At 41.3% G+C, this 18,536-nt stretch carries 20 protein-coding genes; 3 read left to right on the top strand and 17 right to left on the bottom strand.

Going from position 1 to position 18,536, the window contains the following annotated elements; genetic code table 11:
* Window positions 1–283: 283 nt before the first annotated feature.
* The 7 genes from AE2B122_RS12410 to AE2B122_RS12380 form a co-directional block, all read right to left on the bottom strand.
* Entirely contained in the window at window positions 284–1,156 is an 873-nt protein-coding gene (locus tag AE2B122_RS12410; RefSeq protein ID WP_095218667.1) for a nucleotidyltransferase-like protein, read from the bottom strand.
* Window positions 1,157–1,298: 142 nt separating this feature from the next.
* Entirely contained in the window at window positions 1,299–1,742 is a 444-nt protein-coding gene (gene perR / locus AE2B122_RS12405) for a peroxide-responsive transcriptional repressor PerR (RefSeq protein WP_095218668.1), read from the bottom strand.
* Between the two features lie 120 nt (window positions 1,743–1,862).
* Complete coding sequence (locus AE2B122_RS12400) at window positions 1,863–2,408, bottom strand: cob(I)yrinic acid a,c-diamide adenosyltransferase (protein WP_175074279.1); 546 nt, start codon at window positions 2,406–2,408, stop codon at window positions 1,863–1,865.
* Window positions 2,408–3,364: a D-2-hydroxyacid dehydrogenase gene (locus AE2B122_RS12395; protein ID WP_175074278.1), complete on the bottom strand. Its 957-nt coding sequence runs from the start codon at window positions 3,362–3,364 to the stop codon at window positions 2,408–2,410. Before AE2B122_RS12395 ends, AE2B122_RS12400 begins: the two co-directional genes overlap by 1 nt.
* 180 nt (window positions 3,365–3,544) lie before the next feature.
* The gene (locus AE2B122_RS12390; RefSeq protein WP_175074277.1) at window positions 3,545–4,642 is read right to left on the bottom strand and encodes an aminopeptidase; all 1,098 of its coding nucleotides are present in this window, start codon (window positions 4,640–4,642) and stop codon (window positions 3,545–3,547) included.
* Between the two features lie 75 nt (window positions 4,643–4,717).
* Window positions 4,718–5,185, bottom strand: coding sequence for a thioredoxin-dependent thiol peroxidase (gene bcp / locus AE2B122_RS12385; protein ID WP_175074276.1), 468 nt, complete (start codon window positions 5,183–5,185; stop codon window positions 4,718–4,720).
* Window positions 5,186–5,247: 62 nt separating this feature from the next.
* On the bottom strand, window positions 5,248–5,673 hold the full coding sequence (locus tag AE2B122_RS12380) for a potassium channel family protein (protein ID WP_254593490.1): 426 nt from the start codon (window positions 5,671–5,673) through the stop codon (window positions 5,248–5,250).
* 239 nt (window positions 5,674–5,912) lie between these two features.
* On the opposite strand from AE2B122_RS12380, the gene AE2B122_RS12375 reads away from it, so the two are divergent.
* The 3 genes from AE2B122_RS12375 (at window position 5,913) to AE2B122_RS12365 (ending at window position 9,377) form a co-directional block, all read left to right on the top strand.
* Window positions 5,913–7,202, top strand: a complete 1,290-nt coding sequence (locus AE2B122_RS12375; protein WP_175074274.1) for a glutamate-1-semialdehyde 2,1-aminomutase — start codon at window positions 5,913–5,915, stop codon at window positions 7,200–7,202.
* Between the two features lie 144 nt (window positions 7,203–7,346).
* Complete coding sequence (locus AE2B122_RS12370; protein ID WP_095218674.1) at window positions 7,347–8,414, top strand: aromatic acid exporter family protein; 1,068 nt, start codon at window positions 7,347–7,349, stop codon at window positions 8,412–8,414.
* A gap of 84 nt (window positions 8,415–8,498) precedes the next feature.
* Window positions 8,499–9,377: an aminoglycoside 6-adenylyltransferase gene (locus AE2B122_RS12365; protein ID WP_175074291.1), complete on the top strand. Its 879-nt coding sequence runs from the start codon at window positions 8,499–8,501 to the stop codon at window positions 9,375–9,377.
* 41 nt (window positions 9,378–9,418) lie between these two features.
* Here the strand turns inward: AE2B122_RS12365 and AE2B122_RS12360 are convergent, their stop codons facing one another.
* The 10 genes from AE2B122_RS12360 to AE2B122_RS12315 all read right to left on the bottom strand — a co-directional run bounded on the left by AE2B122_RS12360 (window position 9,419) and on the right by AE2B122_RS12315 (window position 18,534).
* Window positions 9,419–9,643, bottom strand: coding sequence for a hypothetical protein (locus tag AE2B122_RS12360; protein ID WP_175074273.1), 225 nt, complete (start codon window positions 9,641–9,643; stop codon window positions 9,419–9,421).
* 2 nt (window positions 9,644–9,645) lie between these two features.
* Entirely contained in the window at window positions 9,646–10,293 is a 648-nt protein-coding gene (locus AE2B122_RS12355) for a class II aldolase/adducin family protein (RefSeq protein ID WP_175074272.1), read from the bottom strand.
* The gene (locus AE2B122_RS12350; protein WP_175074271.1) at window positions 10,280–11,227 is read right to left on the bottom strand and encodes a 1-phosphofructokinase family hexose kinase; all 948 of its coding nucleotides are present in this window, start codon (window positions 11,225–11,227) and stop codon (window positions 10,280–10,282) included. Before AE2B122_RS12350 ends, AE2B122_RS12355 begins: the two co-directional genes overlap by 14 nt.
* A gap of 14 nt (window positions 11,228–11,241) precedes the next feature.
* Window positions 11,242–12,597: a PTS galactitol transporter subunit IIC gene (locus AE2B122_RS12345; RefSeq protein ID WP_175074270.1), complete on the bottom strand. Its 1,356-nt coding sequence runs from the start codon at window positions 12,595–12,597 to the stop codon at window positions 11,242–11,244.
* A gap of 13 nt (window positions 12,598–12,610) precedes the next feature.
* Window positions 12,611–12,889, bottom strand: coding sequence for a PTS sugar transporter subunit IIB (locus AE2B122_RS12340; RefSeq protein WP_175074269.1), 279 nt, complete (start codon window positions 12,887–12,889; stop codon window positions 12,611–12,613).
* A 5-nt stretch (window positions 12,890–12,894) separates the two neighbouring features.
* Complete coding sequence (locus AE2B122_RS12335) at window positions 12,895–13,362, bottom strand: PTS sugar transporter subunit IIA (RefSeq protein ID WP_175074268.1); 468 nt, start codon at window positions 13,360–13,362, stop codon at window positions 12,895–12,897.
* A 5-nt stretch (window positions 13,363–13,367) separates the two neighbouring features.
* Window positions 13,368–15,401: a BglG family transcription antiterminator gene (locus tag AE2B122_RS12330; RefSeq protein WP_175074267.1), complete on the bottom strand. Its 2,034-nt coding sequence runs from the start codon at window positions 15,399–15,401 to the stop codon at window positions 13,368–13,370.
* Between the two features lie 315 nt (window positions 15,402–15,716).
* A complete protein-coding gene (locus tag AE2B122_RS12325) occupies window positions 15,717–17,495 on the bottom strand; it encodes an ABC transporter ATP-binding protein (protein ID WP_175074266.1) in 1,779 nt (592 codons plus the stop codon).
* 73 nt (window positions 17,496–17,568) lie between these two features.
* On the bottom strand, window positions 17,569–18,096 hold the full coding sequence (locus AE2B122_RS12320) for a DUF402 domain-containing protein (RefSeq protein ID WP_095218677.1): 528 nt from the start codon (window positions 18,094–18,096) through the stop codon (window positions 17,569–17,571).
* Between the two features lie 183 nt (window positions 18,097–18,279).
* Window positions 18,280–18,534 (bottom strand): gamma-type small acid-soluble spore protein, encoded by a 255-nt coding sequence (locus AE2B122_RS12315; RefSeq protein WP_095218678.1) that lies wholly within the window; start codon window positions 18,532–18,534, stop codon window positions 18,280–18,282.
* Window positions 18,535–18,536: the final 2 nt, after the last annotated feature.

Here is an 18,536-nt window from a genome sequence, read left to right as displayed (position 1 = left end):
TCATTTGGCGACTAGAACATCATACCATGTTTTAACTTTCGTTGTCAACATGTTTTTTTGTTTCTTGTTTGTCAGCCGTTGTTGCTCCCTGGCGACGCATATAAATATAACATGTACTCTAAATCATCGTCAACAGTTTTTTATAAAAACCTCAATTTCATTCCGATATGCTGAACACAGCCAGATTAGCTTACCATAGCAGCTGTCCTAATACCACATCAACATTGGTATTTTTGAGAGGAAAGCATGAATTTTACCAGCAGCCGTCCTCTCACATGTTTTATCATAATTCTTTAATTCTATACTCCCGATGATATAAAGCCTTGCCTTTTGTTTCTGTCAGCACCGCTTCAATGATCTCTTTCTCCTCCAAATAATTGAGAAGCGCACTCAAATCAGCCGCATATGCTTCCACTTCCGGCCTGTTTTTCAATTCCCCGAAGGTCCAGGCTCCATCCTTTATACGCATGACACGGAGAAGATGCTCAGCAGCAGAATGCGATCTGGCGTTAATAGCGACATTGACTGCGAGGAGCATAAGCTGCACACGCTGATCTGTTTCTTCCTTACTTTGAATGAATTCCTCACAAAGTTTATATACTTCCGAATCTATTCTACGCACCTGATTCCAAACGGTGACTTCCGGATGATGTCCTTTTTCAATTATAGACAGCCGAGCCAAGTAATGCAGACAGCGTACCATCCGCGTATAGGCATCAAGATACTGCCCGCTGTCATGGAGATCCTTCGTTTCTGCATAAGACCGAATAAGCTTCGCAAATTCAATTGTCATTTTCAGCTTGCGCTTTTCATAAGGAAAACTCGCCAATTCAATTTTCAGTTTCTCGATATACTCATTCCGATCAAAGACCACTTTCCCCTCGAAGATCCATTCGACTGCCCGCCGATATGTACTAGTATCAATCCAATAATGAAGGAGCGTCTCTTCGACAATATGCATTGCTGCTATTTTCCCTTCATAACTATAGTGTTTCGTAAACCATGGTTCTTCAGAGTGTTTGACAATTACTAACAGAATCATATCGAAGTTATCTGTTGTCGGGCTCACCGGCCTCGTCTTTTCCACTAAGATGATACCCAATGTATTCGGCATACTTGCACGTTCCTGATAAATCGGACGAAGAATGTTCTCCAAGGCGATCCCTCCGCAATGTAATTCTATATATTTTAGTAGTTATTCAACATATTTCTTCAAAATCCTTTTTTACCTGACAAAAGAAAAACCTTCATCACAGTGTGATAAAGGCTTTGCTATCTATAGAAGAATTCCGCTGAGGTTAATGCTTGGTTGTTTGCTGACAATCCGGGCACGTCCCGTATAATTCCAAACGATGATGGGTCACATCGAAGTTTGTAACCTGGGCAGCGAGCTTCTCTACTTCATAAAGGCTTGGGTAATGGAAATCGACAATCTTGCCACATTGATCGCAAATCAAGTGGTAATGTTCTTCTGTCTCACAATCGAATCGGCTGGAAGAATCTCCATAGGTCAACTCCCGCACCAACCCGTTTTCACGGAACACACGAAGATTATTATAGACCGTCGCTACGCTCATATTCGGAAACTTATCCTCTAGCGCTCGATATATATCATCAGCGGTAGGATGGATCTTGGAATTCAGCAAGAACTCAAGCACCGCATGACGCTGTGGTGTTATTCTGACGCCAGATTCTTTTAATCGCTCCACTGCTGCTTGTAATCTCTGTTCAGACACCGTCATGCACCTCGCTTTCACTTGTAAATAAAACATTTGTCTAAACGATGACTATTATTACATTATACTTCTTCTAAATTGTAAAGGGGTCTCCCTTATGTTGTCAATAAAAAACCATCGTTTCCTTCAAATATCCGGGACGAGCAGTACCTCTTCTGTCTCATGAAGAAGATTTGCATATCTAGCTGCAACGAAAAGATAGTCCGACAAGCGATTGATAAACCGCAATACTTCATCGTTGCGATTACCCTCCGCCATGGAAACAATCAATCTTTCGGACCGTCGCACGATTGTCCGTGCCTGATGCAAGGCAGCTGCACTGGGACAGCCTCCTGGCAGAATAAATTGCTTCAGCAGCGGAAGCTCTGATGTCCACCGATCAATCTCAGCCTCTATATCATTTGTGTGCTTCGGCTTTAATTTCCATTGCACTTCCTTTTCAGCTGGGGTCGCGAGTTCAGCTCCTGCATGAAACAGCAGCGCCTGTACACGTTGCAATGATTCTTTAAAAGCATTGTTTTCTGCAGTAAAAAGACTAACAGCTGTCCCGATTGCTGCATTAGCTTCATCCAAAGTGCCATAAGCTTCGACCCGGGGGTGGTCTTTCGGGACTCGTGATCCATAAATAAGAGAAGTCTCTCCCTTATCTCCGGTTTTGGTATAAATCTTCATTAGTATCCTCTGTCTAAATCGATTTTATTTATATACTGCTTCTCAGCTTCTTCATTTGTGTATATATCTAAGTTCTTTTCAAAAACATCCATTGCTCGTTCTGTGTAATAAGGAGTTTTACCGGCCATATGCGGAGTAAGTATGACTCGTTCATGATCCCAGAATGGGTGATCTTCCGAAAGCGGCTCTTCCTCGAAGACATCCAATACTGCTGCTTTTATTTTCTCTTTATTCAATGCATCCAGCAAAACATCCATAGCTACCGCATCTCCGCGTCCCATGTTAAGGAACACTGCATGCTTTGGCATAAGATCAAAATGATTCTCTTTATAGAAGTACTTCGTTTCTTTCGTACTTGGAAGAATGGAAATCAGGTAATCCGCATGAGGCAAAACTGTTTCGATATCAGTCTGTTTATACACTTCATCAAAATGGTCTTTTGGAGATCCGCTGCGGCTTACACCGATTGTATGCATACGGAACGCTTTCCCTAAACGCGCCACTTCCTGGCCAATCGCACCAGCTCCGACGACGACTAGTTTTTTCGCTGTGATTTCGTCTATCATTATATCCTTATCCCATACATGCTCTTCCTGCTTCTTCAGAAAAGCGCGTTCGTTACGGGCAACTGCAAGGATGGACGAAATCGCATATTCCGCCATCTGGATACGATGGATACCATTTGCGTTTGTCAGCATGATACCTTTCTCAGCGATAATATCCAGCGGCAGGTAATCGACTCCTGCTGAAATTACCATGATCCACTTCAATTTATCTGCTGTACGGAGTGATGCTTCATCTGCTCCATTTCCGCCAGTAACCAAAACTTCTGCATCCTTCACCAGCTTCTCTGTTTCTTCCTTTGAGGAACTGAAGTGGAATGTCACATCTGGATAAGAGCTTTCGAAATGCTGTTTCATTTTTTGATCTAATTTCACCGCAACTAATACTTGCATATGTATCCCCTCCAAGAAAGTTTGTTTGCCTTCTTCTACTATAACCCTTTTCCATTCCGCACGAAAAGCGACATCCTTCATAAAAAAAGCCCAGACGATAAACGTCTGAGCCAATTTTCATGTAGGGGAGGTTTCATAATGTACTATATGCGCACGATCCTCCTCCGGTATATGCGCTTGTCACGGATTGAGTCCTTTCAGTTCTTCCAGCACAAATAATCCGTCCTTCCGGATAAGTACATCATCAAAATAAATCTCTCCGCCGCCGTATTCCGGGCGCTGAATAAGTACCATATCCCAGTGGACAGAAGAGCTGTTTCCGTTTTCGGTCTCATCATAGGAATCCCCTGGTGTGAAATGCAGACTTCCAGAGATCTTTTCATCGAAGAGGATATTTCCCATTGGCTCCTTGATGACAGGATTCAAACCTAAGGCGAACTCACCAATGTAACGAGCTCCTTCATCTGTATCCAGCACTTCATTCAGTTTGTCCGTTTGATCGGAAACGGCCTTGATAATTCTTCCATTTTTAAATGTCAGGGATACATTCTGGTGAACAACACCCTGGTAAGGGCTTGGGGTATTATATGTAATCGTACCATTCACACTGTCTTTGACAGGCGCAGTGTATACTTCTCCATCCGGTACATTATGCGTACCTGCACAAATGACCGCAGGAATGTCTTTTATAGAAAATACAATATCTGTTCCTGGACCGACAATACGAACCCGATCTGTCCGCTCCATCAAATTCTTTAATGGCTGCTGGGCTTGATGCATTGCATCATAGTCGACCGTGCTTACATCGAGTACATAATCGTAAAATTGATCAAAATTCATTTTTGCCTTCTGCGCTGCTCCTGGTGTTGGATATTCGAATAGGACCCATTTGAGGTTTTCGTATAGATAATCATCAGAAGTCTTCATCAGTTTCCCATGCTTGACGAACTGGTCACTCGGGACGCTGCCAAACTCCGCATCATTTTCTTCTCCCTGGATGGAAAGAAAAGCATCGGCATTCTTAAACAGTTCTAGGAACCATTTATCCTGTAAGCGGAACTGTTCATCAGGAGCACGCTCCAACATTATCCGGTTTGTCTCTTCCTCTTGCCATACAATAAACGGAATGATCCCCAACGCATATGCCTCTTTCATAATTTCCTTCACAAGCGGTTTACTGGATGGAACAGCACTAATGATTACCTTCTCTTTTTCACTAAGCTTTAAACTATGAGATAAAAGCAGCTTAGCCAGCTTATTCAGACGTGGATCTCTCAAACAGAATCATCTCCCTTTATTTTCCACAATAACAAAAAAACGACCCAATGTATGTACATTGGATCGCAGATTTTATTATAGATTTTCCCGGATGAACTCCAGCGCTTCTTCTGTATGGCCATCCACTTTCACTTTACGGAATTCCTTCTGGAGATTTCCTTCTTTATCAATAATGAAAGTAGAGCGTTCAATTCCGTAATACTCTTTACCAAAGTTCTTTTTCAACTTCCAGCATTCGTAATCTTCTGCCACAGCATGGTCTACGTCAGCAAGTAAAAGAAATGGCAGATCGAATTTATTCATGAATTTCTCATGGCTTTCAACCGGATCCGGACTAACACCGATGATGACTGCATTCAAGTCAGTGAACTTATCATGGTTATCACGGAAGCTGCATGCTTCTGTAGTACAGCCAGGTGTATTATCTTTTGGATAGAAATAAAGTACGATGTTTTTCCCTTTGAAGTCCTGCAGTGATACGATTTCACCGTTAGTTGCAGGTAAGGTGAAGATAGGTGCTGCTTTGCCAATTTCAGTTGTCATAAATAGGCCTCCTCTAGTTTCTGATATATTCTTAGCCTATCCGATTTAAGCAAAGAGCACAACTAATCTCCTTCCCCCTTCATCTTCTGCCTTACAACCGTGTGCTGCCATACTTTCAATACAAGTCCCGAAGGCAGAAGGTATCCGATCAATGCTTCAATCAACGCTAGGAAACGTCCCACTCCTACAGGCAGAATATCCCCGTAGCCGACAGTGAGTAACGTGACGCCGCTGAAATAGATGGCGTGCATCAAGGAACCCGCAAGAGACGAATCAATCAAGTCGCCTCCTTCCGCAAGCACGATGCCCTCGATTGACAGAATGAAATAAATCAAGCCGAAAGCGAGCATGACACTTATATATAGAAATAACAAAGATAAGAACAAGTCCACGGAAAATATGGAGGAGCCTCTTACCTCATGTTTGAAAAAGGAATACATACAGCCGATCAGGGCAAAAAATATCACTATCACTAAAACAAACACCATGTACATCCCTCCGGTCCAGCTGCAAAAGCCAGAAACTAGGGGATAAGCAAGAGCGGGAAGGACACCCACTCCAGGCTTCCTTTCTTATCCTTACGTTCCTAAACGGCTTTCTCCACTTTCCTAATTATTATTAGTTTACGAGTGGCATGTCCCGACTATGTGCACCAAGACGCTTTTTTCGATGGCTGGAAGCGCATATGCTATACTTGATAAGAGAAATTTACGGAGGTTTACCTATTATGAATAAGACTAAATCAGAGCAATTACATAAAGAAGCACAGGAGCATATCGTCGGGGGAGTGAATTCCCCATCCCGTTCTTTTAAAGCAGTCGGGGGCGGTTCGCCAGTTTATATGGAAAAAGCAGAAGGAGCTTATTTCTGGGATGTAGATGGTAACAAGTACATTGACTTTTTGGCTGCATATGGCCCGATCATCACTGGACACGCACATCCGCATATTACAGAGGCCATTACAAAGGCTGCCCAAAACGGTGTATTATATGGAACACCGACGCGACTGGAAAACCAATTTGCCCAAATGCTGAAGGAAGCTATTCCTTCCTTGCATAAAGTTCGTTTCACTAACTCTGGTACAGAGGCAGTCATGACGACTATCCGAGTTGCTCGTGCTTATACCGGCCGCAATAAACTGATCAAGTTTGCCGGCTGCTATCATGGCCACTCCGATCCAGTACTAGTAGAAGCAGGATCAGGTCCATCTACATTAGGTACACCGGACTCCGCTGGCGTTCCAGCGTCAATCGCAGCAGATATGATCACTGTTCCATTCAATGACCCGCAAGCATTGTACGATGCTTTGGAAAAATGGGGCGACCAAATTGCCGGTATCCTCGTTGAACCGATCGTCGGAAACTTCGGTATCGTAACACCGGAGCCAGGGTTCCTCGAGACAGTGAATGAATATGCGCATGCGAAAGGCGCCCTTGTGATTTATGATGAAGTTATCACAGCCTTCCGTTTCACATACGGCAGCGCCCAGCAGCTTCTCGGTGTTGAACCGGATTTGACAGCGATGGGTAAAATCATCGGCGGCGGTCTGCCGATCGGTGCATACGGCGGTAAGAAAGAAATCATGGATCAGGTAGCTCCACTAGGTCCTGCTTATCAAGCTGGGACTATGGCCGGAAACCCTGCCAGTATGGCAGCAGGTATCGCTTGCCTAGAAGTGCTGCAGCAGCCAGGAGTGTATGACCGCTTCGAAGAGCTCGGCGCAAAATTGGAAGCTGGTATCTTACAGCATGCTAAAGACGCAGGCGTAACAATTACTGTCAATCGTTTGAAGGGTGCGCTTGCCGTATACTTCACCGATGAGAAAGTAAAAAATTATGTACAAGCTTCTGCCTCCGACAGCGAAAAGTTTGCTCAATTCTTCCAGCTTATGCTGGAACAGGGTATCAACTTGGCTCCATCCAAATATGAAGCATGGTTTATCACGACAGCTCATACAGAAGAAGACATCGATCGCACACTGGAAGCTGTGAAAACAAGCTTCGAAAAGATGAAATAAGGGTATGCTTAAAGGCATCAGCACTTTCGCTGATGCCTTTTTTTGGTCTGAAATTTTTCTTCAGTAAATACTTTATTATCTAGGAGCATTCGTGTAACATCATATAGAATAGTTTTTCAAGGAAAGAACGGAGGATCCAAGACTATGAAACTTGGTGCCAGAATGTTAAAAACTGGCGTGGCAATCACACTTGCCTTATATGCAGCAACATTACTTGGCTTAGCGCCGGTATTCGCTGCAATCGGAGCTGCCTTTTCAATGCGGCAGTCCGTTTATCAATCCTATATCGGACTCATGGATCAGGTGAAAGGAAATGTAGTTGGTCTGGTTGTTGCCATTACAATGTTCTATACATTCGGAACCGAACCGATCATCATTGGCGTTTCCGCCATCCTGACAATTGGACTATGTGTAAGCCTGAAAATACGGGAAAGCGTTATTGCGATCGTATCACTCGTTTCAGTAATGGAGAATACGAGCGATATGGATTTCCTTCCTTTCGCACTGCTGCGATTCTCGACACTGACATTAGGTATTCTGTCCGCTTTCTTCGTGAATCTGGTTTTTCTACCTCCTAAGTATGAAGTCGTTCTGCTGCAGAAAATCGATCAATTTAGTACCGAAATTCTGCAATGGCTTCGAGTTGCGACCCGCAGTTGGTCCGATCAGCCGGCACTGAAGGACGAAATAGCCAGGATCGAATCGGAAATCCAGAAAATAGACGATATCTATACCCGTTTCACGGAAGAAAGAACATACACGAAAAAACAAAAACTCGTGAAGGCTCGGAAGCTAGTCGTCTTTCGTCAGCTGATCACAACCTTGAAGCAGTCACACGGTATTTTGCAAGAAGTTTATGACCTTGGCGATAAGATGACTGAGCTTCCGACACGCTCAAGTGATACATTCGTCGAAGAACTCGATAAAGCAATCATGTCGCATGAAAAACTAATCTTAAGCGCAATGGGACGCATCAAGCACCAGCAGGAAGATAGCAATTTCCGCGAAACGCTCGATCCGGACATCCCGGCACTCGTCGACCTGCTTATCCACGTCTTCGAAAACAAGGAAATTGAAGAGAAGATGCTCTTCCTTCCACTCGCTTCTCGTCTGATGGAATATCACAGAGAACTAGACAGACTGAAGCGACTATTAAACAGCTACCTAAAATACCACAACGAAGATTCTACGGTAGTCATGCCGAAGGAATAAAGTACATCACTCCTGTGAGTGATGTACTTTTTTATATGCGTGATAGTATAGAAGTATAGAGCTTATAGTTAGGAGGGATTCAAGCTGCGAACCGAGAAAGATATGATGAATGTAATAAAAACGGTAGCGCTGAATGAGGAAGGAATCCGGGCAGTATACATGAATGGATCCAGGACGAATCCACGAGCACCTAAAGATATTTTTCAGGACTATGACATTGTTTATGTGGTAACAGATCTAGCACCCTATCTCAATAATCCGCAATGGATTGATATTTTTGGAGAACGACTGATGATACAGGAACCCGATAAGTTGGATAAACAAAGAGGTTTTCCTGTCAATCCAAATAGTTATGGATATCTTATGCTTTTCCAAGATGGCAATCGGATTGATTTGCGTTTACAAACGATTGAAGAAATGCGTCATACATACAAAGCAGACAGCCTTACCATACCAGTTTTAGATAAAGATCATATTTTACCGACTATTCCTGCCGCCTCCGATAAAGATTACCACGTCCGTCAGCCAACAGAAGCAGGTTATTACGCCTGCACCAATAATTTTTGGTGGTGTCTTCAAAATGTCGCTAAAGGGATATGGCGGGCTGAACTGCCGTATGCCAAGCAAATGTTCGAACTAGTCATACGTCCTTGCTTGGACCAAATGGTAGATTGGTGGATAGGGTGTCAGCATGATTTTCAAGCAGCTCCCGGAAAGATGGGAAAATACTTCAGCATCTATCTCCCTTCTGACTATTGGCAGCTTTACAAAGCAACCTATTCCGGCAGTTCGAACCAAGAGTTCTGGGATAGTATCTTCACCGTGTGCAAATTGTTCCGATTGCTGGCCCTGAACGTAGCAACCCAATTAGGATTCACTTATGCAGAAGAGGAAGAAACAGCCATGCTTCATTACCTATATGCTGTAAAAGAGCTTCCAGCTGATGCTGAAGCCATTCTATAACATAGCCTTCGATCCTAATGTATAAAGGAGCCTGTTGAGTTTTATTCCTCAACAGGCTTCTTTTGTATTTTATCCAATTTATCCTGTCTTCTTTTAATAATTTCTTTGTAATTAAAATAAGAACTGTCATAAGTTCTTTTAAACATACGTTGCGCCTGTAGAGCGGAAACAAGTGCAACGCCTGTAAGCCAATAAGATGAGCTGAAAATTCCTGCCGCTAACAACACCGCACTTATAAAAATCCATAACTGAATAGAGTATTTCATATCTACTCTTCCAAATTATAGGCATGAACTTCTTTTGAGCGCTTTGAAATATTTAATGCTTCAAATAATAGGGCTTTAGAGGCAACATATGCATTATATTCAATTCGCTCAAGCACATCATAAGCCTTCCGAAGTGTTTTATCTACAACAAGTATACCGTGTTTATTCAACAGCATTGCTTTAGGTAGTGTTTCATCCGGACAATCACTTAAATGTTCTTTTACGATAGCTGCTAGTTCTTTAGAAGTAGCAGGTGCAAATGGCAATGTCGGAATTTTCCCGAGTTTTTGAGTAGCCTCTGTTAAGTTAGGTAGCTCCATACCTAATGTGGCAAATACCATAGATTCCTTAGGGTGTGCATGTAAGACGCAACCAATATCCGGCTGTTGTTTATAACAAGCCATATGCATGTTTATCTCACGTGTTATATTTCCTTCACCTTCTATTTTCTGCTCATTCATATCTACTACTAATATTTCGTATGGTTTTAAATCACAGAACTTTTCTTGGGCCATTAAAGTGGGCGTCATAACGATGTGGTCATCACTCATGCGCACGCTCACGTTTCCACCAGCAGCATTTGTCTCGAAGCGATCAAACATTATCTTTACAACTTTACATAAGTCCTCGCGTTCTCTACGATATAGCATCTGATTTTCCCTCCAATTTTTTAATTTTTATCATCGGTAGCATCTGTTCTGCTTGCATTAAATCAAAATCGGTGCAATTTCGTTTTGTTACTTTTGATGCGGAACAAACTGTAGCGTATGCTATCGCTGTTTCCAACTTTGCTTTTTGTGCTAATTGTGCAAGAAAACTCCCAACAAATACATCCCCTGCTCCTGTATCGTTTACTTCTCTAATCATAGGTGGGATCACTCGATAGATTTCACCAGTATGAGCAACATAACTGCCTTCTTTCCCCAAGGATGCAACCACATATGGGATCTTTTCATTTAAAGCTAATAAACGATTTTTTATAGAGTTCTTTTCTGGAGGAAGTAATTCTTCTAGTTCAAACTGATTTGGCTTAATAAAATTCACCTGCATTTTTACAGCTAATTTAAGCGCGTCTCCAGAAAGATCACATGCAATGAAGCTTCCAGCAACTTTACCAACATCAATAATTTCTTCTAGTTGTTTCAATGTATAATTAGGAGGCAAAGAGCCTGCTAAAACGAGCATATCATCTTGTTGCAATAATTTTTTCAGTTGAGAAATTAACTTCTCATGATTATCTCTTGAAACTTGAAAGCCATTTCCCGTAACCATTGTACTTCCTTGGCTCTCCTCATCAATTAACACAATACACTCCCTAGTAAATGCATATTTTTCGACTATCAATTGATGAGTCACTTTTTTCTCCTGTAAAATCTCCTCCATTTGCTGTTGGTTCTCTGAACCAATAAATCCTAACGCAATATTTTCCATACCAAGTTTGCTTAACGTATATGAAACGTGGAATCCTTTTCCGCCCAAATCATATTCTATTGTCTTCACTCGATTGGTTCTTTTTTTCATCAATAATCCGTTTGTTTGGATAAGCCGATCAATTGCCGGATTAAGCGTAACAGTATAAATCATTATTTTTAGCCTCCTTATGCTACTTCTTCCTCCTTCTTTAATGCTGCCGTACGCTTTTTCATCATTCTGTAGTAAACAACCAGTAAAACAATCCATACAATTCCAAAGAGAATTCCAAGTATGCTGCCGTTTGACGCCTTTGCAAATATATAACGGAAAACAGGATACTCAAGTGTACTCCAGGACAAGAGCTGACCGTCTGCAATATTTACAGTATTTGTATCTCGAGCAAGCTGTGTCATTGTAGGTGCGAATCCTGTAGCAATATATAAAAATACTGGAGTTGTTACGATACCAAGTAAAATCATCCTTAGTAAGTTTCCTCCCGTGATGATCAAAGCCGGAACTGCTAAAGACGTATTGATAATCCCTGCAAAAGGGAGAACATTGTTACCAGGCAGGATGATCGCATAAATAAGAGTAATCGGAACAAGTATAATCATCGCGACCCATACCTCGTTACTCCCTGCCAAAATTGGCCAATCAAGACCGATAAACAATTGTCGGTTCTGAAATTTCTTTCTCATAAATTCAGAGACAGCTTCTGATAAAGGAGATAATGCTTGCATAAACAACTTTGCTACCATTGGGAACAGCGTTAGCGCCGTCGCTGCCTGAACCGCAAGCATCAAGGTCTCTTGTGCGGAATAACCTGCAACAATCCCTAATAATAGACCTATGATAAAACCCATTACATGATTTTCCGCAAAGATACCAATTTTCTCTTTCAATGTATCTGCATCTACATGCTTATCAAGAAATGGCACTTTACTAATTAGCCAGTTAAATGGAAGCAGAAAGACCCCAAATATCATCATGCTGTGCGACACCGTAACTCCAGGGATTCCGGTAATTTTTTCGATTTGCTTTTGATTTACATCTCCTAAGAGCAGTTCAATGACCATTTGTAAAGCTGCTACTAAAAATGCAAGAATGACATTTCCACTTACCCCAATAACAAGTACTGCCGTAAGGATTTTTCCCCACACATTCCACAAGTCCACGTTTAGGGTTTGGGTCTTGTTGATAATCAACATGACTGCATTAACAGCCATTTGCATTGGAAACATAAGGAAGGCTAAAGGCCATGCCCAGGCTAAGGTTGCCAAAGAAGTCCAGCCACCATCAATGATATTGAGCTCAATACCAGTACGTTCCACAAGTCCTTGCGCTGCAGGCGTTAGCGCATTGAGCATAAAGCTGATAACAATATTCATTCCAATAAAAGCTACACCAAGAATGACAGCTGCACTAAATGCTTCTTTCCATTTCATTTTTGCTGCTACCCCTACAAATAACATCAGTAACGGTACAAAAACGGCCGCCCCCAGATCTAATACATATTGAAAAATTTGTTGTAAAAGATCCATCCCTCTTCACCTCCTACGATTTTAAAAGCGAGATTAATTTTTCTGTTTCTTCCTTAATACCCATTCCTGTTAAAAAGGCAATTCCATTTAAAGTAGGGATATCATATTGTTTCTTGGCTTTGGTGATTGCGATATATACATGGCTGGTCTTGATATAATGATCTAATGATTTAATATCAACTGCCTCCACGTTAGCTTTCACACCATTTTCATTCAGAATCTTTTTTACTTTGGAAGCTACCGTCTGACTGGTGGCTACACCGGAACCACACGCAACAATAACAGTTTTCATCTTGCTCACTCCTCAAATTTATTTTTGATAAAGGAAAACAACGAACGCTGTTCTTGACTAGACTGAAGTCCTTGAATAAACTCGAAACTCGAAAACATTTCCATTAATAACTGAAGGAGTTTTACTTGGTCTTCAGGATTTTTTATACCAAGGACAAAAAAATAATCAATTAAAATTTGCTGATTATCCGTACCCATATGAATGAAAGGAATCTTATATTTATTTTTTACCACTGCTACAAAACCTGTATTTACGTGAATCGGATCCGTATGTGGGATACCTATGTTAATTCGCTCAAGAGCCAAACCTGTTGGGTACCGTGCTTCCCGCTCTGTTATCGCACGTGTAAAGGTCGATTTTACATACCCTCTCTTTTCCAGCTCCTTGCCAATAAATAAGAAAAGATCTTCAGCATTTCTTGCATCAACGTCCAGAAACACGAGTTCTTCATGTAGCAAGTCAGCTTCATTCATGTGAATCACCCCCTATTTCCTTCTTCAATAATTTTCAATACATCCTCTTTATGTGAAGCGCTTACAATTTTGTTCAATTTATCTTCTTCCAAAAATATTTCATTTAAATGTAATAGTGTAGGAACATGAAGGTGATAATCACTTGGAGCTAAGACAACAATTATTTTAGCTAAATTAGTATCCGGCATTTGAATTAGATTCCTGCAAATAAGTATGGAGAAATCCTGCTTCTGTACCCCATCAGACGGTTTAGCATGGGGGAGATAAACCTGTGGTCCAAGCATCATTCTGTCACTTTCCCGTCCGAATATCTCATACATCTTTTGTGAGTAGTTTTCAGTTATGGAGCCTCTTGCCAATAAAGGTTTAATAGCATACGCTAGTGCATCCTTCCATTGAATTGTTTCATCCAGAAATAGAATATGTTCTTTTTTAAAAGAGAAAATATCTGAGTTAGTACTGCCTTCTGCTTCTAATTTTGGAGTTTCACTAAAAAAGTCTACAATCTTATCATGTACGATCTGATAATTTTCTTCGGTGATATGTTCTTTCAGATAGTAAGTTAATTCCCTGGCTCTCTTATCAGCATTGTGATTAATATGTTTATTGATTGCATTTCGAATCTCTAATCTAGCAGCTCGATTTAAGAAGGGTTTAACTATAAATGTTTTTTTAGGTGTATTAAGAGGAACTGTTGAAAAAATAAAATCTACTTCTTGTTCATACTCTTTGAAGTTCCTCTCTGCATACGCTCCGATAAATTGAATATGACTAAACATATCCTTTAACGTTTCTAATAAAAGCTTAGAGACAGAAGTTCCATTTCTGCATACCACTAATGCTTGAAACGCGTACTCTTGCTTTTCCTCAGCACGATAAATCCATGCTTGAATAATCATAGCCAGATAAACCAGTTCTTCCTTAGAAATAGATGCTCCGATACACTTTTCGATAGGATAGACTGATTTAGAAACAATAGCAAACATAGCAGGAAATTCTGCAATAAATTGATCAGTTAAAGGATTTTGAATCGGCAGATGGAATCTCATCCTATATATTGCTGGTCTAAGATGCAGCAATATTTTAGTCATAAGTTCGGTTTTATCCAGTAGGTTAGTGGCAAGTTGTATATCTATCATGTCGATTGCAGTTCGGACGGCCAAGGATAATTCATTGCTCGATGATATGGCCAATACAGATTCAAGCATATTAGATGACAAAATTTGTAAAGCCAAATATGTTTTATCTTTATCATCCAAATGACTATCCCAGAACATATGCTTTAAGGTTTGAATTTCATCTGATTGTTCTATATCAGCTAAATCAAATTCTGTCTGCCAAGATGCAGTTGAATGTTTCATTCTCTGAATAAGAAAGTACAAGACAACTGGTAAATCATCTATCTGCTCATCGGTTAAAGCTATTGACAACTTTTTTTCCATGTTAATCAATCGCTGTCGTAAGAAAAAGATTTCCTGTCCGTTAAGAAACTCAAGACGGCATAGGATGGAGAAACCAAATTGTGTTGCTAAAACCCGTTTGATTTCTTCAATAAATAGCTTTCGTATCTTGCACTCTTCTCCACTGACACTATATCCATTTTTTCTGGTGTAGTTTAACTCAATCAACTTTTCAGAAAGTACTTCCCTTATTCGTTTTAAGTCTTGGAGGGCCGTATTTTTGCTTACTTGAACGAAGTCTGCTAAGTCCTGAAGTGTAGGATTTTCATCTGTAATGCAGAGCTTGATGAACAACAAACTTTCGCGCATCTCCGGAGCTATATAATCCAGATTTATCATATTGCCATGTTTTAAAATATAATATAAGCCTTCCCTAGTACTATCATTGATTGTAATACTTCCTTTCTTTGTATCTATCAAAATAACTTCTCTGTCCTCTTTTTTTAGGTACTGATTCACATCGTCTACACAGGCCTGAAGGCTAAGCTTATTTCTCAATACTTCTTTTTCAACTGCTGTTATTGACGATGAGTGATGCTCAAGAAAATACATTACTAAATCACTCACTTCCTTTTTCATTTTTTCACTCCCTTCTTAACTCTTTCTACTCTCATTATATTCGACGAAAGATCGTGTGAAGGTCGATGTATCACAACCTTAGTAAGCGCTTTCATTTAAAATTGTGATGAAGGATAATACTAAATGAATAAGTTATTGCTTCGCCCTTTAGTATCATTTCCCTCCCCTATCCCCTTGACTGAGCAGAGAAAATGGAATTTTTCGCTTCTAAGCTTCTATAAACATAAGATTCTATATTCATGAAACCAATAGATGCGTTTTCTATATATATATTCATCATCAAATAAATAAAAAAAGGATAGATGGCATGACCATCTATCCTTTCTCAGTTGTACGTAAAGTACCTGAATCCTCATCCAGATGCTGTATCTGGTAAAGGTTAAAGTAATTACCTTTAAGTGTCATCAGATCAACATGCGATCCTTGCTCTACAATCTGTCCATCCTGTACGACGACGATTCGGTCTGCATGTGTAATTGTTGCCAGCCGATGGGCAACGATAAAGGTAGTCCGATCTGATGCGAGCTTTTCCAGCGCTTCCTGGATCAGATGTTCGCTCTCTAGATCAAGTGCAGATGTCGCTTCATCAAGGATGAGTATCGGCGGATTCTTTAAGAAGATACGCGCGATAGCAATTCTTTGTTTTTGTCCTCCAGATAGCTTAACGCCGCGCTCTCCTACAAGTGTTTCGTATCCTTCGGTTAGATGCTCGATAAAGTCATGGGCATTGGCTGCTTTAGCAGCAGCAACAACTTCTTCATGTGTTGCTTCAGGTCTTCCTAGTTTGATATTCATCTCGACCGACTCACTGAACAAGATATTATCCTGCAGCACCATACCAATTTTATCCCGTAAGGAACGTGACTGGACATCCCGGATATCTGTCCCGTCAATGGTTATTCGTCCGTCCGTCACATCATAAAACCGAGGAATTAGACTGACGATTGTTGATTTACCGCCTCCGCTCATTCCGACAAAGGCGATTGTCTCACCTTGTTTCACATCTAGTGAGATATCCTTAAGCACAAGCTCTTCACCTTCACCATAACGAAAGGAAACATTTTCAAAAGACACATGTCCATCAACCTTAGTCAGCTTCGCTGCTGCTGGCTTATCTTCAATATCATATTTCTCATCAATAAATTCGAAGACCCGATCCATTGATGCGACTGCTTGCGTCAGTGTTGTAGAAGAGTTCACTAGTCGACGGAGCGGGCTGTAAACACGGTCCATGAAGCCTGCAAAAGCAACCATCGTTCCTAATGTCAAATTACCCTGGATAACTTCATATGCAGCATATCCAATAACGAGCAGCGGCGCCAAGTCCGTAATCGTATTTGTTACCGCAAAAGTTTTGGCGTTCCAGGTCGTATGCTGAATAGCGCTCTCTAGAAAATTACGGTTCTGTGTATCAAACTGCTTTTGTTCATAATCCTCAAGCGCAAAGCTTCGTGTAACAGGAATACCCTGTACCCGTTCATGCAGATGCCCCTGCACTTCTGCCAAAGCTTGCGAACGCTGCCTTGTCAGACTGCGGAGACGCTCATAGAAATACTTGATCGCGACACCATATACAGGGAACAAGACAATTGCGACCAATGTGAGTGACACATCCATCGTGAACATGATACCAACTGCAATGACAATCGTAGCCAAATCAAGCCATACATTCATCAGGCCTGTCATAATGAAGTTTTTTGTCTGTTCAACGTCATTGATGACACGAGAAATAATTTCCCCGGTTTTTGTTTGGGAATAATAGCGCAGACTCAAGCGCTGGATGTGATCAAAAAGCTGATTCCGGATATCATAGAGGACCCGGTTCCCTGTCCATTGTGCCAGATATTGCCGATAGTACTCAATCGGCGGACGCACGATGAGAAAGACAATCAAGGAACCGCCAAGCAACCATATCAACCGATTCACTTTATCAGATGTAGATAAATCTGCATTAACAACATGATCGACTACATACCCTAAAATCAATGGAATCAATAAAGGTATTGCGAACTTAACGATACCAATCAGAATCGTAAAAATAATTTTCCATTTATACGGCTTTACAAATTGTAAATACCGTCTTGTACTGCTCAACACATATCACCTCTCTGTTGTGCACAATGATAAATCCCTGCCGCTTCCGGCAAGGATTCATAGCTTATGTTATTTATCTGTAGGTTAGGAACAGCTCATACCATGTATCGATGAAATCGGGTGAAAACGGTCCTTTTCCTTGCCTGATCCAGCTGATCAGAATATCGACCTGGTTCCACAGGATTCGTTCGATTTCGGGTGGATAATTCATTTGGCGCTTGTGTACATTGAATTCATCTTCATCAAGCAGCGTAAATGTCATATCAGGGTAGATTTTGATATCCAGATCATAATCGATATACTTTAGCGCTTCCCCATCATAAACATACGGGGAGCTGATATTACAATAATAATAAATGCCGTCTGTACGCAGCATACCGATAATATTGAACCAGTACTTCGCATGAAAATAAACAATGGCTGGTTCGCGCGTGATCCACGTCCGTCCGTCGCTTTCCGTGACCATCGTCCGATCATTGGCACCAATCAGGATATCTGCCGTACTCTTCAATACTGTGCTGCTTTCCCATACCCGATGGAGCTGGCCATTATGCTTAAAGCTGTGTATCTGAATTTTCGTTCCTGCCTCTGGGCCAGCCATGCGAATCTTCCTTCCTTTGTTATTGTCCTATGTAAGATGGTTTCTTTATATTATAAAGATATTTCAGACACAATGGAAATGAAAAACGCTGATAGTTGTCCAAGCAAAGATAAAAGAGCCCTTCAGCGAGTGCTGAAGGGCTCGGTTCATACGAAAGTAACAGTTCGGACGATGTCCGTCTTTTTACTTGCGGGACTGTCTGTTTTGCTGCTGAACTTGCTGTACGTCTGTCTCAGAAGCAAACTCAGTACCGTATTGTTGGCTGGAACCGCCAGTTGCTTTCTGACGAGACTGCTGGTTCTGTTGTTGAACCTGCTGTACGTCTGTTTCAGAAGCAAACTCAGTACCGTATTGTTGGCTGGAACCGCCTTGACGGGACTTCTGGTTTTGTTGTTTTACGTGGTTTACTTCAGTACCAGATTGTGTCTTTTTGTTCATCG

The sequence above is a fragment of the Terribacillus sp. AE2B 122 genome (assembly GCF_902497585.1).
In the GTDB taxonomy this organism is placed as follows: Bacteria; Bacillota; Bacilli; order Bacillales; family Amphibacillaceae; genus Terribacillus; species Terribacillus saccharophilus_A.
Note: the sequence above shows the minus strand (reverse complement) of the source record. Positions and strands in the feature narration are given on the sequence as shown.

Bases quoted from the DNA above. Each gene is read 5' to 3' on its own strand.
- AE2B122_RS12355 (WP_175074272.1), bottom strand. From the start codon at position 10,293: ATGCTATATCGTAGAGAACGCGAGGACTTATGTAAAGTTGTAAAGATA.
- AE2B122_RS12380 (WP_254593490.1), bottom strand. From the start codon at position 5,673: ATGGTGTTTGTTTTAGTGATAGTGATATTTTTTGCCCTGATCGGCTGT.
- AE2B122_RS12335 (WP_175074268.1), bottom strand. From the start codon at position 13,362: ATGAATGAAGCTGACTTGCTACATGAAGAACTCGTGTTTCTGGACGTT.
- AE2B122_RS12400 (WP_175074279.1), bottom strand. From the start codon at position 2,408: ATGAAGATTTATACCAAAACCGGAGATAAGGGAGAGACTTCTCTTATT.
- AE2B122_RS12360 (WP_175074273.1), bottom strand. From the start codon at position 9,643: ATGAAATACTCTATTCAGTTATGGATTTTTATAAGTGCGGTGTTGTTA.
- AE2B122_RS12330 (WP_175074267.1), bottom strand. From the start codon at position 15,401: ATGAAAAAGGAAGTGAGTGATTTAGTAATGTATTTTCTTGAGCATCAC.
- AE2B122_RS12315 (WP_095218678.1), bottom strand. From the start codon at position 18,534: ATGAACAAAAAGACACAATCTGGTACTGAAGTAAACCACGTAAAACAA.
- AE2B122_RS12340 (WP_175074269.1), bottom strand. From the start codon at position 12,889: ATGAAAACTGTTATTGTTGCGTGTGGTTCCGGTGTAGCCACCAGTCAG.
- AE2B122_RS12320 (WP_095218677.1), bottom strand. From the start codon at position 18,096: ATGGCTGGCCCAGAGGCAGGAACGAAAATTCAGATACACAGCTTTAAG.
- AE2B122_RS12345 (WP_175074270.1), bottom strand. From the start codon at position 12,597: ATGGATCTTTTACAACAAATTTTTCAATATGTATTAGATCTGGGGGCG.
- AE2B122_RS12375 (WP_175074274.1), top strand. From the start codon at position 5,913: ATGAATAAGACTAAATCAGAGCAATTACATAAAGAAGCACAGGAGCAT.
- AE2B122_RS12370 (WP_095218674.1), top strand. From the start codon at position 7,347: ATGAAACTTGGTGCCAGAATGTTAAAAACTGGCGTGGCAATCACACTT.
- AE2B122_RS12395 (WP_175074278.1), bottom strand. From the start codon at position 3,364: ATGCAAGTATTAGTTGCGGTGAAATTAGATCAAAAAATGAAACAGCAT.
- bcp (WP_175074276.1), bottom strand. From the start codon at position 5,185: ATGACAACTGAAATTGGCAAAGCAGCACCTATCTTCACCTTACCTGCA.
- AE2B122_RS12350 (WP_175074271.1), bottom strand. From the start codon at position 11,227: ATGATTTATACTGTTACGCTTAATCCGGCAATTGATCGGCTTATCCAA.
- perR (WP_095218668.1), bottom strand. From the start codon at position 1,742: ATGACGGTGTCTGAACAGAGATTACAAGCAGCAGTGGAGCGATTAAAA.